Source organism: Nitrosomonas sp. Is79A3 (assembly GCF_000219585.1).
Lineage (GTDB): Bacteria > Pseudomonadota > Gammaproteobacteria > Burkholderiales > Nitrosomonadaceae > Nitrosomonas.
In genome coordinates this window covers 1636065-1650025 of the sequence record NC_015731.1, presented here as the reverse complement: position 1 = coordinate 1650025, position 13961 = coordinate 1636065, and the positions used below count along the sequence as shown (strand labels likewise).

General features: G+C 43.4%; 17 protein-coding genes and 1 pseudogene. 8 read left to right on the top strand and 10 right to left on the bottom strand.

Annotation, left to right across the window (positions count from 1 at the left end):
* Positions 1 to 496: 496 nt before the first annotated feature.
* From NIT79A3_RS07655 to NIT79A3_RS07640, 4 genes and pseudogenes are all read left to right on the top strand, one after another.
* Complete coding sequence (locus NIT79A3_RS07655) at positions 497 to 1699, top strand: acyltransferase (RefSeq protein WP_013965642.1); 1203 nt, start codon at positions 497 to 499, stop codon at positions 1697 to 1699.
* A 110-nt stretch (positions 1700 to 1809) separates the two neighbouring features.
* Positions 1810 to 2786, top strand: a pseudogene (locus NIT79A3_RS07650) (IS1595-like element ISNtsp4 family transposase).
* A gap of 216 nt (positions 2787 to 3002) precedes the next feature.
* On the top strand, positions 3003 to 3572 hold the full coding sequence (locus NIT79A3_RS07645; protein ID WP_348225749.1) for an NAD(P)H-dependent oxidoreductase: 570 nt from the start codon (positions 3003 to 3005) through the stop codon (positions 3570 to 3572).
* A 388-nt stretch (positions 3573 to 3960) separates the two neighbouring features.
* Positions 3961 to 4287: a DUF4156 domain-containing protein gene (locus NIT79A3_RS07640; RefSeq protein WP_013965640.1), complete on the top strand. Its 327-nt coding sequence runs from the start codon at positions 3961 to 3963 to the stop codon at positions 4285 to 4287.
* 44 nt (positions 4288 to 4331) lie between these two features.
* Here NIT79A3_RS07640 and NIT79A3_RS18705 read toward each other — a convergent pair whose 3' ends face one another.
* Entirely contained in the window at positions 4332 to 4523 is a 192-nt protein-coding gene (locus NIT79A3_RS18705) for a hypothetical protein (RefSeq protein ID WP_156797043.1), read from the bottom strand.
* A 268-nt stretch (positions 4524 to 4791) separates the two neighbouring features.
* Here NIT79A3_RS18705 and NIT79A3_RS07630 point away from each other — a divergent pair, with 268 nt between their 5' ends.
* The 4 genes from NIT79A3_RS07630 to NIT79A3_RS07615 all read left to right on the top strand — a co-directional run bounded on the left by NIT79A3_RS07630 (position 4792) and on the right by NIT79A3_RS07615 (position 8550).
* Positions 4792 to 6057, top strand: a complete 1266-nt coding sequence (locus tag NIT79A3_RS07630; protein WP_013965638.1) for an alpha/beta fold hydrolase — start codon at positions 4792 to 4794, stop codon at positions 6055 to 6057.
* A 292-nt stretch (positions 6058 to 6349) separates the two neighbouring features.
* Positions 6350 to 7630 carry an NAD(P)-binding domain-containing protein gene (locus NIT79A3_RS07625; RefSeq protein ID WP_013965637.1) on the top strand — a complete coding sequence of 427 codons (1281 nt, stop codon included), beginning with the start codon at positions 6350 to 6352 and terminating at the stop codon, positions 7628 to 7630.
* Positions 7631 to 7820: 190 nt separating this feature from the next.
* Positions 7821 to 8204, top strand: a complete 384-nt coding sequence (locus tag NIT79A3_RS07620) for a VOC family protein (RefSeq protein WP_013965636.1) — start codon at positions 7821 to 7823, stop codon at positions 8202 to 8204.
* Between the two features lie 22 nt (positions 8205 to 8226).
* Positions 8227 to 8550 carry a DOPA 4,5-dioxygenase family protein gene (locus tag NIT79A3_RS07615; RefSeq protein WP_013965635.1) on the top strand — a complete coding sequence of 108 codons (324 nt, stop codon included), beginning with the start codon at positions 8227 to 8229 and terminating at the stop codon, positions 8548 to 8550.
* A 127-nt stretch (positions 8551 to 8677) separates the two neighbouring features.
* Here the strand turns inward: NIT79A3_RS07615 and NIT79A3_RS07610 are convergent, their stop codons facing one another.
* The 9 genes from NIT79A3_RS07610 to NIT79A3_RS07570 form a co-directional block, all read right to left on the bottom strand.
* Positions 8678 to 8863 carry a DUF3330 domain-containing protein gene (locus tag NIT79A3_RS07610; protein WP_041360239.1) on the bottom strand — a complete coding sequence of 62 codons (186 nt, stop codon included), beginning with the start codon at positions 8861 to 8863 and terminating at the stop codon, positions 8678 to 8680.
* A 76-nt stretch (positions 8864 to 8939) separates the two neighbouring features.
* Positions 8940 to 9485 (bottom strand): glycine zipper family protein, encoded by a 546-nt coding sequence (locus NIT79A3_RS07605; protein WP_013965634.1) that lies wholly within the window; start codon positions 9483 to 9485, stop codon positions 8940 to 8942.
* A 16-nt stretch (positions 9486 to 9501) separates the two neighbouring features.
* The gene (locus NIT79A3_RS07600) at positions 9502 to 9894 is read right to left on the bottom strand and encodes a hypothetical protein (protein ID WP_041360752.1); all 393 of its coding nucleotides are present in this window, start codon (positions 9892 to 9894) and stop codon (positions 9502 to 9504) included.
* A gap of 118 nt (positions 9895 to 10012) precedes the next feature.
* A complete protein-coding gene (locus tag NIT79A3_RS07595) occupies positions 10013 to 10369 on the bottom strand; it encodes a DUF2934 domain-containing protein (RefSeq protein WP_013965632.1) in 357 nt (118 codons plus the stop codon).
* A gap of 150 nt (positions 10370 to 10519) precedes the next feature.
* The gene (gene groL, locus NIT79A3_RS07590) at positions 10520 to 12142 is read right to left on the bottom strand and encodes a chaperonin GroEL (protein ID WP_013965631.1); all 1623 of its coding nucleotides are present in this window, start codon (positions 12140 to 12142) and stop codon (positions 10520 to 10522) included.
* Positions 12143 to 12175: 33 nt separating this feature from the next.
* Positions 12176 to 12466, bottom strand: coding sequence for a co-chaperone GroES (locus NIT79A3_RS07585; RefSeq protein WP_013965630.1), 291 nt, complete (start codon positions 12464 to 12466; stop codon positions 12176 to 12178).
* 160 nt (positions 12467 to 12626) lie between these two features.
* Complete coding sequence (locus NIT79A3_RS07580) at positions 12627 to 13076, bottom strand: Hsp20/alpha crystallin family protein (RefSeq protein ID WP_013965629.1); 450 nt, start codon at positions 13074 to 13076, stop codon at positions 12627 to 12629.
* Between the two features lie 53 nt (positions 13077 to 13129).
* On the bottom strand, positions 13130 to 13330 hold the full coding sequence (locus NIT79A3_RS07575; protein ID WP_013965628.1) for a hypothetical protein: 201 nt from the start codon (positions 13328 to 13330) through the stop codon (positions 13130 to 13132).
* A gap of 58 nt (positions 13331 to 13388) precedes the next feature.
* Positions 13389 to 13727 (bottom strand): hypothetical protein, encoded by a 339-nt coding sequence (locus tag NIT79A3_RS07570; RefSeq protein WP_013965627.1) that lies wholly within the window; start codon positions 13725 to 13727, stop codon positions 13389 to 13391.
* Between the last annotated feature and the right edge of the window lie 234 nt (positions 13728 to 13961).

Here is a 13961-nt window from a genome sequence, read left to right as displayed (position 1 = left end):
TCTTAGTTTAAATAGATGGCAAAATGATTAAATTAAGCACTCCTCGAAGAGTTACTGAGAAATAAAACATTACATTAAATTTATTTATAAGGAAGGATGTAAGTCAACTGATGGCCGTATTTTTTGGTAATCCGAAAAAAGTCCAGTACTTGATATGATATTCAAAAAGATAAAAATCAGATTTTGAGTGGTAAAGAGATTATTGTGATAACGATTCATGTATGTCTAAAGACAGTAATGCAATGAAAAAGAAACACAAATACAACCGCTGATCAGAATAGCGGTATGCTGATAGAGCTTACCGGCTTGATCATTGTTCGAAAAGTTTTGTTCTTTCATCCCAGTTTCACACAAAAACACTCTAATTAGCATCCAATCCGACAGATATCCGGTCTATCCGGTGCCCGTCACATCAAATCTGAACAAATGTATTTTTTAAAGCAGAATCCCCCCTTGCCGTAGTGGTGGGAGGCATCACCACTGGAAAAATTATTTTATGATTCATATAGCAAACAAGGATGAAATTCGATCCCATACTTCCCTGCGAGGCTGGGCTGCTTTGATGGTCGTTTTCGTCCACTTTCGATCCTTTTTTCATCCATCTATCGATCCGGATGAGATAACATTTTTTCTTTCCAAAGGCTATCTTTGGGTAGATTTTTTCTTTATCCTCAGCGGTTTCGTGATGTCATATGTCTACGACATCGAACATCCGCAGCGCCATAGCACTCGAGATACTTTTCATTATCTAATTGCACGCATCGCACGAATTTATCCATTGCATTTCATTACGCTGGTAGCAACACTGCTGTTCTTTATCACGGTTGCGCTAATAAACTGGGGCTTGGAAAAAGAATCCTGCTGCGTGTTCGATGGCTCCTTACGAAATGCCGAATCATTAGTTGCTAACCTATTCCTTATTCACGCATGGGGTATGTTTGATTGGGTAACATGGAATCTCCCATCATGGTCTCTCAGTGCAGAGTTTTTTTGTTATTTGATCTTTGCCGCGCTTCTTACCCTGGATGGTGAGAATCGGAAACTGGCTTTGATTGCGCTGGCATGCACTACATTGCTTTTCTATTGTTTATGCCTTGCTACCAGTAGCGACGTCGATGAGAATTTTCAACTATCCACCGTGCGTGCTGCGTCAGCTTTTACGATCGGTATTATGTTGTTCCTGGGGCGCGGCGTGATTTCTGCTATCTCGGAAAGACGCCTGACGTATATTCAGATCACTGCAAGTATTGCACTTTTGCTTGCGTTGCACTTTGGCCTAACAGATATTTTATCTATTGCTTTGATGGCCTTGATCGTTCTGCTTACTTGGGAAGATCGCGGCTATTTATGCAATTGTCTTACCACGCGCCATATGCACACGATTGGACTGCTATCGTTTTCTATTTATATGTGGCACTATCTCATCAAGTTTATTGCAAAGAACGACTGGGAGTCCTATACAGGGCTGCCATTGCAAAGTAGTACCGCTGGATCGATACTATTCGTTGCCTGTTTGATAGGTTTAGTCATTCCGATCTCAGTTTGGAGTTATCGATTCTTGGAAATGCCTGCTCGCAAATGGACTAACTTACGATTGAATAGTTTACTTGAAACCAAGTATCCGTCAGAGTGGCAGCCTGCATTGGCACCCAGTCAAAGAAAAAAGAAAACGTTTCTTTATTGGCCATTTATCAGATAGTTAATTTTTTTGAAAACTAAGCAGCTTCATCTTACTTAAGGCTCTGTAGCAATTAATTGTTGAATTGCTAGTCAAATATGCATCGGAATGTAAAAGAGGGGTTATGCATCATGAAAGCAGCTGAATTCAAAGATTGGATAAAATCGATTGAGAGGATGAGCCGCGGTCAGCGAGACAAGCTTCGAGAAAGATTAGAAAGAAAAGCCGGTGCTGATACGATCATAGAATTGATTGAGCAAGGGCAGAATGAAGAACGAATTTGTCCCTATTGTCAGGGAACAAAGCTGTATCGGTGGGGTAAAGCCAGTGAGTTACAACGCTACCGATGCCGCCACTGCAATCACACATTTAATGCCCTGACAGGCACGGCATTGGCCCGATTACGCCACAAAGACAAATGGTTTGATTATGAGCAAGCGATGGTTCAAGGGTAAGTGTACGTAAAGCAGCGGTCAGCTGCGGAGTAACCACGAACACGAGCTTTAAATGGCGTCACCGTTTTTTGCGAACGCCTGCACTCCATCAATCTCCCAAAATGAATGGCATTGTTGAAGCTGACGAAATGTATTTTCTGGAATCTTTTAAGGGACAACATCATTTACCGAGAGCCGCACGCAAACGAGGCGGCAAAGCTGCCAAGCGCGGCACATCAAAAGAACAGATACCTGTGCTAGTGGTGCGCGATCGTTATGGTGAAACTGATGACCGTATACTGCATGACACAAGCGCAGAGCAAATCGGAACAGTGCTTATCCCTTTGTTAAGCAAAGATGTCATTCTCTGCACAGATGGAATGCCCGCCTACAGACAGATCACCAGGAATGCAAGAATTGTTCATCGTCCAGTCAACATTGCTGCAGGTCAACGAGTTATCAACGATGTTTACCACATTCAGAATGTTAATGCTTATGGCAGCCGACTCAGACAATGGATGGCGAAGTTCCATGGTGTGGCAACACGCTATCTTGCAAGTTATCTGGGGTGGCATAGAATGATTGACCGTCTCGGTCAGAACGTTACACCAACCCTTTGTTTCCTAATGTCACTTGGGAAAACAAGACAATTTCAACAGTTAATTACTACATAGCCTTACTTAAGGAATTGTTGCGGCACGCGTAGTATCTAAGTCCGCATTGGTATTACGATATCGCGGAACTTCGGCGCAACTACGGCGAATGGATTACTACCTATACCGATCCTAAACCTAGTCGATATCACCGTGGCTTCAAAGCCTGACAGCTCTCCCAATCAGGTATCATTCTTTCTTTTATTAAGTTTAACAACCATTTCTTCTATGAGGAAAATGATGACTCTCAAACTCCATATCATTATTTGCAGTACGCGACCAGGCCGTGTCGGGCCACTTATAGCTCAATGGTTTCATGAAATCGCAGTACAGCATGGACAATTTGAAGCTCATCTGATTGACCTTGCTGAGTTTAATCTTCCTGTTTATGACGAACCCGAACATCCTATGCTTCAGCACTATCAGCATGAGCACACCAAAAATTGGGCTGCCAGCGTCAATGCGGCAGATGCTTACGTGTTCGTCACACCGGAATATAATTTCGGCCCGCCGCCTTCTCTTCTGAATGCACTTAACTATGTCTATAAGGAATGGAATTACAAACCTGCCGGGATGGTCAGTTATGGCGGCGTTTCAGGCGGACTCCGGTCTGCTCTGATCGAGAAACTGACCTTGACCACTCTAAAAATGATGCCAATGGTGGAAGCGGTGGCGGTGCAGCAAATTTCCACGTTAATCGATGGAAACAAACGGTTTACACCCAATGAACATCACGTAAATTCGGGAATATCGCTCCTCAATGAGCTCTACAAGTGGGCACAAGCTTTAAAAACGATGAGATTGTAATTTTTTCCAAAATCTCAGTCAGTTAATTGCCAAATAAAGCAGGTTAAATTTCCGAAAAGATGTAGTCCCAACTGATTTCTTGCGGTTAACTGAATGGAAACATATCTAACACGAATGACACGCAAGGATTGAAAGCTTATAGGGAATGGATAAAAGAAAAGCGCCAGTTTATATAGGATATAAATGAGCATCTTTAGCCTGTTTTTAACACCGCAGCAGCAATGCGGTTAGTTTCTCAACGGTTCGTTTAGTTTCAGATTAATCACTGCTGAGTTACGCTAGAAATTAGTATGATGCACTGACTTTTCTTGTTCTTTTTAAGCCGCTGAGTTATAACAATTCGTTCAGCACTCGAACAAATCAATTATTTATTAAATGAGGTAGTGTCATGAAAAAAATCGTTGCAACTGTTTGTTTTAGCTTAATACTGCCTTCCTGTACATGGGTTAAGGTTACTCCAAACGGAGAAGGCGTGCGTTTGGTACAATCAGCCCGAGCAGTCGAGTCATGCAAAAGAATAGGGAAAGTTAATACAAAAGTTGAAAGTAAAATAGTGTTTAATCGTGATCCGGAAAAAGTTGCAGGGGAACTTGCGGATCTTGCACGGAATGAGGCGGCTTTAATGCGCGGCGATACGATTGTTCCCGTTTCTGAGATTAATGACGGAAGACGCAGCTTCGATGTTTATCAATGTTTTCCAACAAAAATACAATAATTGGTATAGCCATATCGACATATCCTAATTTTCTGCAAATCCGGTCAATGCTCTTCAGCATTGACTACATCGATGACAATCCTTTTTCCATACAGGAATCCCATCAGTCCCAAAGTAAGAATGCTTACAATTTTTCGAATCTTCATTATGGCGCGCATCAAAGAAAGACACTTGATTCGATCGTATGGACTGTACAGCATGGAGATCACAAAAATTGGCGGAATAACGTAATTCATTTTGAGTCTGTTTTTAACACCGCAACGGCAACTCAGTTAGTTTTTCAACGGCCTGTTAAAGCAAAAGAGCTGATTTTCTATGCTAAAGCCAAGAATTATAGCGCTTTCAACACCCCGTTTGTGCGCTGCCGTACAGACCGCAGCAAGTTTTACCATTATATTATTTCAAAATCATGATGTGATACCAATCGCGTCTCGAAGTTTGGTCATTGGGTAAGATAACTTTTCCACCGTTGGCCGCCTTGATTCTTTACTTTGGAAAAATACCATGGACAACCAACAACGCAAAAGCAGCTCCTTGCTAACACACGCACTCGGAGTGATAATTGTCGCGACAATTTGCAATACAGCATCGGCTAATGATTCAACGGTGAAAGCCGATACCGCGACGCCGCCTGATATTATGTGTATGATGAATTGGGCACAAACATTCTACCCCAACCTGTTTTCACCGCCGGTATCAGGCGTGCAATTCTCTTCACCCTATACTTATCGCTATTACCCCGACACCAATGCCTATGTAGGCGTTTCCTCTGCAGATAACCATGTCTATTATCAAGGACCAAACGATGCCTCGCCGCAGGATATGGGTGATTTATCCGCTTTGCTGATAGAAGCGGGATGTGGAGACAAGCCGTATCCTGTCATCTTTATTCATGGTATCGCTTCTTCTGCAAACACATGGGTATCTTATAGAGATTATTTAATTAACAATGCTGGTTGGACATTCGGCGGGATTCCTGCTTTCAATCCGGACACAAAAACAGTTGCTATAAGCTGCCCATCGGATTCTACTAGCTGTACGGGGAGTACTGGTAATTTTTACACATTAAATTTCTCCGACAATCAGGAATTATTTCTTGATGTTCAGGGGGGAGAATTAGCAGTAATCATTCAAGCGGTTTTAGATGAAAATCCCGGGGCAACAAAAGTCCTTCTGATTGGCCATAGCACAGGCGGTCTTGCTGCTAGAGAGTATCTGCAAGGGTTAGCTCGAGTGTTCGATTCGACAACGACGATTCCGTATCGGGGGGATGTTGCTAAACTCATAACCATTGGAACCCCGCATCAAGGAAGCTTTTGGGCCGAGACATGTCACGTTAACTTCGATATTTTCGACATTTTCGATAAAGTCGGCATTTGCGATCTTCTACCTTATCATATTGACTCAAACAGTGTTTCAATCAAGGATTTACAACCCAACAGCGCAGCTTTGAATGTACTTAATGACTTGGCTACGCATCCCCTTCCATCCAATGTACGCTATGTTTCGATAATTGGAACGGGGCAATCAACTTTGTCCAGCTTGGTTGATTTCCAAACAGGAGATGGAATCGTAACCGACACTTCCCAGAACCTTATAGCGGTTACCGGAGATCTTCCTCTTCTACAGAAATCAACTACGATTGACATTCCTTTCCGAGATTGTGGTAATAAAATAAAAGTGCCGGTTATCGGAAGCGTAGGTCAAACCCATACCTGTGAGACAACGGATATTAGCGTAGGAGCAGAAATTTTGAGAAATTTACAATAGTTAGCAATGCGATAGGTTGTGAGTTTATGGAACATGTCGGCATTAGTCGTCGATAATCTACGCAATCCGTCGTAAATAGAGCAAAATAATGAGTAATAGTGCGTTTACAGTACGGCTACTTCGGCATTCTGATGCCATTTCAAGTAGCGGGCATATTTACAAAATTGATACTCCTCTATTTACAAAGACCGCATGAAAAATAGCCGATTACCCTTTAGGGTTGAATAGCTCGAGTAGTATAGAATTACTCTTTTTTCGATAAAGCTATCCTTATTGGGTTAGAACTTAAAAAATGCGCATTGCCATAATCGGTGCTGGTTGTTCGGGTCTCACTGCGATCAAGAATTTAGCGGAAGCAGGACTGGAAGAGATCGTTTGTTATGAAAAAAACGATCAAATCGGCGGTAATTGGGTTTATACAGCGGCATCAGGTGATAGCAGCGTCAGCGAAACGACCTATATGATTTCCAGCAAATGGATGTCGCAGTTCAGTGACTTTCCGATGCCTGATGACTATCCGGATTATCCGAGCCATCAACAAATACTCGCTTATTTCCAAGCTTATGCCCGGCATTTTCAGTTAGACAAATACATACGACTGAATATTGCCGTCCTGCATGCGGAAAAAATTGAAAAAGAGCGGTGGCGCTTAACTTTAAGTGATGGCACACAATCTGAATGTGATTACCTGCTCATTGCCAATGGGCATCATGCAGTTCCGCGTCATCCCGAATGGAAACGCAATTTTACCGGGAAATATTTGCATGCCCATGCGTTTAAAACCAATCAGGGATTAGAATACAAGCGGGTATTGGTGGTGGGCGTTGGAAACTCTGGTTGTGATTGTGCGGTGGAAGCAAGTCGCGCCGCCGCCCGTGTCGACATGAGTCTGCGCACACCGCAATATATTATTCCCAAGTTCGTTATGGGAAAACCAACCGATACCTTTGCTGCTTCTTTGCAATGGCTACCGCAGAAAATACAAGACTGGTTACAAAAAATCTCTCTGCGAATTCAGATTGGACGCTATCGTGACTACCAATTGCCCGAGCCTGATTTCTCACCCACGCAAGCGCACCCAACGATCAACTCGGAAATATTCGACAAGATACGGCATGGCAAGATACACCCGCGCCCAGGTATTCAAAGCATCTCGGATCAAACAGTCCATTTTACTGACGGCTCGTCATCACAATACGATGTTATTATCGCTGCGACTGGTTACAAGATCAGCTTTCCTTTTTTTGATCCGGATTTTATTAACTGGGAAGATGCTGAACAGGTTTCACTTTACTTGCGCATCTTTCATCCCGGTCACTCCAGTTTATTTTTCATCGGATTGCTCCAACCGCAGGGCTGCATTTGGACACTGGCCGAGGCACAGTCCAAATTGATCGGGCAATTGTTGACTCGTAAAATCCAATTACCCTCCAATTGGCGTGAACTAGCCATCGCTGAAGGAAAGCACTGGGCAAGTCAATTTATCGCCCGCCCCCGCCATTCCATTGAAGTGCATTACTATCCCTATCTAAAACAACTCCGCCGTATGATCGAAGGAAAAAAGACTCGATAAGCAGCACTACAACTATCTCAAAAGTAGCCAAGGTCTTGGAACATATCATTGCACGCAATGTCTTTTATAGTAATGGCATTTTAAAAACAGGACTTGCTGAATGACTACACGCTGGCCGGCAAAGCAAGTACGCCAATCCAACCCCCAAGAACATTAATGCAAACGAATAACCCTGTATAGGAGAAGAATAATGGCAATTACACTAAATCACACCATTGTGCCGAGTTTTGATAAAGTCGAATCGGCCAAATTTTATAGCCGTTTGTTTGGCTTTGATTATGTCGGCGTGTTTTCGCATTTCATCGTAGTACGTGTTAATGACACGCTGTGCCTGGATTTTGACAATAAGGAAAAATTTGAATCGCATCACTATGCATTCAAAGTTTCCGAACAGGAATTTGACGACATATTCGCGCGGCTAAAAGCTGAGAAAATCAAATACGGCAGCGGCCCCGGCCATGCCGACGATATGGCGATCAATCACAACTACGATGGTCGAGGGGTTTATTTCCGCGATCCGAACGGGCATTTACTGGAAATGCTGACAGTGGATTATGTCATCCCTACTCAATAACAAGAATCGAAAGACAGTAATCATGCAAACATACCATGTTCATATTTATTTCTCGGAAAACGAAATAGCGCTTGCTGCGGCAGTCCGGGAGAATCTTGTCAAAGCTTTGCCACAATTATCCTATGTCGGCAAGCTGATTCCAAAACCAATTGGCCCGCATACCAAGCCCATGTTTGAAATCCATATCCCGGCATCAGAGATCAATGAAATCACACGCACTATCGATGAAATGCGGCAAGGTCTTCCGGTGTTAATTCACCCAGTGCAGGAAAATGAATTGGAAGCACATACCGTTTGCGCAAAATGGCTCGGGCAAAAGCTTCCACTCGATATTAGCGAATTATAGATTAAGGAATTTCCGATCAAGTCTTGCGACAGATTCAGAATGGGCGGCGACATGTTGATACATTTGCGGTGAGTTTGCTGGATCGTCAATGAGTCCAATATATTCAGCACTTCCTTAACAGAACCATTCAATCATCCGTAGAAGATTCAGTCTTTTCTGTCTGCTTCTTCCATTTGTCGTAACACTCAAGACCGCAATAATACACGATGTAATCAGTCGCCTTAACACTCGTTGCTTCGGATAGCGGTATCTCTTTAAAACACACCTCACACGCCACTTTTTCCGGCTCAATTATTTTCTTTTGCTCAATCATTTCAAAATCTCCTGGAACTGCAGATCAGCTGTACATAATTTACTCGATCGTATCTCCTGATGAAAACACTACTCCTTTATCTAGGAGGCGGTGGTGGCGGATTACCCGGTGGTGGCGGAGGTGGTGTGAAATTTGCCGGTGGTGTAGAAATTTTTGGACCGGTACCGCTATTCACAGGTTGATCACTGGTAATTTTCCCTGAAACAGGAACACGATGACCTTTTGCATACATGCATTGAATATAGCTGATGTCGTATCGCTGCTGAGCAACATACCCTGAAGTCGCCGCAGTACCTGAACCCACAGCACTACCCGCCAAAAGACCCGTGCCCGCACCAATCGCAGCACCTTGTCCACCGGCTAAAGCTGCACCCGCAGCAGCGCCAAGCCCGGTTCCAATTGCCGCGCTTTCAACGCCACTGGTTTGAACTGATTGCTGCGGCGTTCGACCGCCAATTTGTTGAAATGCATATTCCCTGCATTCATAATCATCAGCACGAAATTGCTCAAAACTTTTGCCAGAACCCGGCAATGTCATAACGCTTGGGCCTGTCGGCAGGCTGACACAAGAAATCAGCATACCAGTCATCAGCAACATGAATAGTCTTCCCGGTATAAACATGCTTGACCTCATCGCGTTATTGTCCAGGCGGTTGTGGTGCTACCTGCAACCAGCCGCCTGGACAACTCTTGACATAGGGATAATAGCCATCCGGGTTTTGGCAATAGTACCAATAATTGGTTTGTGGTTGGGCCGGCTGAGCCTGTTGCTGCTGTATATAGACCGGCGGTGTGGTCGGCACGATCACCGTCGGGGGATAATAATAAGAAGGCGGATAATAAAAAGGATAACCAAAGCCATATCCGCCAAACCCATAGCCCCCATACCCGTATCCACTATAAAATCCTGGTCCGTAATAGCCCAAACCAATACTGAAGTGACTATGATGATGGCTATGCGCCCAAACAGAATTACTTGTCAGGATTACAAATAACGCTATTGCCAGATACATCAGTTTATTATTTCGCATAGAACCCCACTGGAAATTTGTAATGTAAGACTCGAGATTAGACTGATACATTACCTCAGAATTCCATTCACATACAGCACTGTCCCTACCACGCCTGCCAAGAATTGTTTACACGATATTATTCTTTGAATGGTGCTATTTCAGGCTCCACGCCTTCGATCTGGGGTATGGCTTTTTGCGGATGCCGTTTGATAATCTTTTTTAGTTTTTCATCCTTCCCGGCACCCTGGACGTTGCTCTGCTGCATTTCCGTATCTGATGGAAATTCCTGGGATGCAGATGTTTTATTCTCAAGTTCGGCTTCAGCCAAGAGCCAATCTTCAAGATCATGTCCATGGGTATAGCCACGCTTCGCGAAGTGGCGGTAGGCAGCCTCACGAATCATCGCTTCACGCTGTTCATGGCTGAAAGCACCTTGCCACATCATGCTAGAATCGCTTTGTTGGTTAACGGAAGTGCGTGTCAGTTTGGCCATAATAATGTTCTCCATCGTTGATGATAAGGGGCACGAAGCTGGTGGGCTAGCCCATATGCTGAGCATTTTTCGTGACTTTCAGGTTAATTTGTTTCCACTAATCAGTGATAACAAAGGTTCTTAATATCTATATTGAAGATCAGCTTTCACCTACATATCCATTTCATTTATTTTATTCAGCGCCACTGGTTTCTTTTCTGGCAAATTCGCAATCATGACATCGGCCGTAAGTATCAAACTGGCTATCGAAGCAGCATTCTGCAAGGCGGAACGCGTCACTTTAGTAGGATCAAGGATACCCATTTCTATCAGGTCTCCATATTCCTCTGTAGCCGCGTTGTAGCCAAAGTTACCTTTACTTTCAACAACCTTAGCAAGTACCACTGAAGGTTCTCCACCAGCATTAGCAACAATTTGCCGCAAAGGCTCTTCCAAAGCACGCAGCACAATCTGGATACCGGCATCCTGTTCAGTATTGTTGCCTTTCAAGGCGCCGATTGCAGCTCGGGCTCGCAGCAATGCCACACCGCCGCCGGGTGCAATACCTTCTTCCACGGCAGCACGAGTCGCATGCATAGCATCTTCAATACGGGTTTTTTTCTCTATCATCCCCGTTTCAGTAGCAGCCCCCACTCTGATTACTGCAACACCGCCCGAAAGTTTGGCCGCACGCTCCTGTAATTTCTCCTTGTCGTAATCACTGGTGGGTGCTTCAATCAGCTTATGAATTTGTTCGATACGATTCTGGATCTGCTGAGTATCCCCAGCACCGCTAATAATCGTCGTGTTTTCCTTATCCATTTCAACACGTTTCGCCTGACCCAGATATTCCAATGTGGTTTTCTCCAGAGAAAGACCGATTTCTTCGGTAATGACTTTACCGCCGGTAAGAATGGCAATATCTTCCAACATGGCCTTGCGCCGATCACCAAAACCAGGTGCCTTGACAGCAGCGGTTTTTAGTACGCCGCGAATGCTGTTGATCACCAAAGTCGCCAGCGCTTCACCCTCAACATCCTCGGCGACAATCAATAATGGGCGGCTAGTCTTGGCAATCTGTTCCAGCAATGGAAGCAAATCATTGACATTAGATATCTTTTTTTCATACAAAAGAATATAGGGATCATCCAGGGCGGCAGTTTGCTTGTCAGGATTATTGATAAAATAGGGAGACAGATAACCGCGGTCAAATTGCATTCCTTCCACTATCTCCAATTCATTTTGCAAGCTTTTACCGTCTTCAATCGTAATCACACCTTCTTTCCCAACTTTCTCCATCGCTTGAGCAATGATTTTGCCCACAGCAGTATCAGCATTGGCGGAAATAGCGCCAACCTGGGCAATCTCCTTGCTGGTAGTGCATGGTTTGGAAGCTTTCCTGAGCGCTTCTATGGTGGCAGCAACCGCCATGTCGATACCTCGCTTCAAGTCCATCGGATTCATGCCTGCTGCGACAAACTTCATGCCTTCTCGCACGATCGCCTGTGCCAATATCGTAGCGGTAGTGGTGCCATCCCCCGCCACATCGGATGTTTTGCTGGCAACTTCTCTTACCATCTGTGCACCCATGTTCTCAAACTTATCCTCAAGCTCGATTTCCTTCGCAACAACAACACCAGAATTAGCAACGAGAGGCGGACCATAGGTACGTTCAAGAATGACATTGCGTCCCCTCGGACCGAGGGTCACCTTGACTGCATTTGCCAGAATATTTACACCATCTACAATCTTGGTGCGGACTGCATCATGAAACAGGATTTGTTTTGCCGGCATGAGAATCTCTCGAATGATGTTTTACAACTCTGATCAGGCCTCTATTACAGCCAGAATATCTTTTTCCCGCATGACGAGCATTTCTTTATCATCAACTTTCACAATTTGACCCGCGTGTTTGCCAAATAGTACTTTGTCACCCGCTTTTATCTCTAACCGATGCCGATTGCCATCTTCCAGAATCTTTCCTTTACCTGTGGCGATTACTTCACCTTGATTGGGTTTTTCTGCTGCAGTATCTGGAATCAAGATACCTGTGAGGGTTTCATGCTCACTCTCTAATTGTTTTACCAGCACATAGTCATATAATGGACGTAAAGACATAGTGCATCTCCTGTTTCAACTTATTTCTTGTGGGTAGCGTAAATCTGAGTAATCTGTATATAAAATAAGTCTGTACTTTATGAGGCACAGACTTAAATAGGAACATTCTTCAGTCTAAAAAAGTACCATTCATTTCTGAATGGCAACTGATTTCTCTTGGCTACTTAATTTCAATCTGCCTGGAGGTTTTCCCATTCTTCTTCGGCAAGATCAATTCCAGCACCCCGTTTTCATATTTTGCTTCAGCTTTTGTTTCATCAACATCGCTATCCAACGTAAAACTCCGGTAGCTGGAACCTTGATAACATTCACGGCAAATAATTCTTTCACCCTCTTTTTCTTCTTTTTCTTTTTTTGTCTCGGCGCTGATGGAAACACGATTACCATCCACCTGCACTTTGATATCCTCTTTATTAACACCAGGCACTTCTGCGTGAATGGTATAAGTTTTATCGTTCTCGGTTAGATCGATTTTAATGAGCGGAGCGGTGTCCATTTCATTGAATAATGGACGCAGTCCAAATCCTTTAAACCAGTCTTCCATGCTAGTGAATGGGTCGAAACGGGCGATATCGCCAAGCCGCGGGGAACGTTTAACAATATTTACCATGGTATTTCTCCTTTAAATGTTTAAAAATTGCTTTCCATTAAGTATCGGTTTTCTTACTCACCTTTATGTGTGAGGAATTGAATATCTATTCCATTCACATCAAATTCTTCCAGTTCATTATTGATTTCTATTTCAGATTCGAGCCTATCTTTCGCAGCATCAGTCTCATCGCTTTTAAAAACTCGATTCTCGGCACAAGAGTCCGCAGCAGTAACGGCCATTTTTGGATGAACAATCTTTTTCTTTTGATTCATGGCCTTCTCCGAAAGTAAGTTTTTCGTTTTAGACAAGCAGTACTAAGAAATTCAGTTTTCACTCAGTCTGATCAATACAATAGAAACTTCTTGAATTTCTCTGATATTCTCCAAATATTGTGCGAAATCTTTGAAACTCTGCACGAATACCGGCAGGTGATAGTTTTAAGTAAGCAGCAAGAATTTTAGAGTCTGTTGTTTCCAGAAAAAGGCTCGCTTCTAATAACTGATGCAATGCAGGAGATATCACTTTTTTATCATCGATAGCATCAATCAAACGTGCTGCATGCATCTTTGCGCGTCTTACTTGACCCGTTTCAATAAACTTATGGTTAGCTTTCCACTTATTTACGTAATTCTTTGCCTTAAGATCATCTTGAATTTCAGATTGTTTCATTTGAATTAATCCTGAGTCATGAAGATAAGCTAGTATAGGAAGTCCACCCCCCCAAAAAAATAGGCAAAATGCTTATTTTTAATATCACAACACAAAATACTTGCTATATGTTTTAAGGAAGCTCTGAATAAGTGCCATTTCGAGCAAGAGCGAGAAATCTATCACATTGATTATTAAAGATTCCTAACTGAATTCGGAATGACAAATGCGAATTATTCAGAGTTTCCTAAGGAG

Bases quoted from the DNA above. Each gene is read 5' to 3' on its own strand.
- NIT79A3_RS07610 (WP_041360239.1), bottom strand. From the start codon at position 8,863: ATGATTGAGCAAAAGAAAATAATTGAGCCGGAAAAAGTGGCGTGTGAG.
- NIT79A3_RS07600 (WP_041360752.1), bottom strand. From the start codon at position 9,894: ATGCGAAATAATAAACTGATGTATCTGGCAATAGCGTTATTTGTAATC.
- NIT79A3_RS07605 (WP_013965634.1), bottom strand. From the start codon at position 9,485: ATGTTTATACCGGGAAGACTATTCATGTTGCTGATGACTGGTATGCTG.
- NIT79A3_RS07575 (WP_013965628.1), bottom strand. From the start codon at position 13,330: ATGAATCAAAAGAAAAAGATTGTTCATCCAAAAATGGCCGTTACTGCT.
- NIT79A3_RS07585 (WP_013965630.1), bottom strand. From the start codon at position 12,466: ATGTCTTTACGTCCATTATATGACTATGTGCTGGTAAAACAATTAGAG.
- NIT79A3_RS07615 (WP_013965635.1), top strand. From the start codon at position 8,227: ATGCAAACATACCATGTTCATATTTATTTCTCGGAAAACGAAATAGCG.
- NIT79A3_RS07655 (WP_013965642.1), top strand. From the start codon at position 497: ATGATTCATATAGCAAACAAGGATGAAATTCGATCCCATACTTCCCTG.
- NIT79A3_RS18705 (WP_156797043.1), bottom strand. From the start codon at position 4,523: ATGAATTACGTTATTCCGCCAATTTTTGTGATCTCCATGCTGTACAGT.
- NIT79A3_RS07645 (WP_348225749.1), top strand. From the start codon at position 3,003: ATGATGACTCTCAAACTCCATATCATTATTTGCAGTACGCGACCAGGC.
- groL (WP_013965631.1), bottom strand. From the start codon at position 12,142: ATGCCGGCAAAACAAATCCTGTTTCATGATGCAGTCCGCACCAAGATT.
- NIT79A3_RS07630 (WP_013965638.1), top strand. From the start codon at position 4,792: ATGGACAACCAACAACGCAAAAGCAGCTCCTTGCTAACACACGCACTC.
- NIT79A3_RS07595 (WP_013965632.1), bottom strand. From the start codon at position 10,369: ATGGCCAAACTGACACGCACTTCCGTTAACCAACAAAGCGATTCTAGC.
- NIT79A3_RS07625 (WP_013965637.1), top strand. From the start codon at position 6,350: ATGCGCATTGCCATAATCGGTGCTGGTTGTTCGGGTCTCACTGCGATC.
- NIT79A3_RS07620 (WP_013965636.1), top strand. From the start codon at position 7,821: ATGGCAATTACACTAAATCACACCATTGTGCCGAGTTTTGATAAAGTC.
- NIT79A3_RS07570 (WP_013965627.1), bottom strand. From the start codon at position 13,727: ATGAAACAATCTGAAATTCAAGATGATCTTAAGGCAAAGAATTACGTA.
- NIT79A3_RS07640 (WP_013965640.1), top strand. From the start codon at position 3,961: ATGAAAAAAATCGTTGCAACTGTTTGTTTTAGCTTAATACTGCCTTCC.
- NIT79A3_RS07580 (WP_013965629.1), bottom strand. From the start codon at position 13,076: ATGGTAAATATTGTTAAACGTTCCCCGCGGCTTGGCGATATCGCCCGT.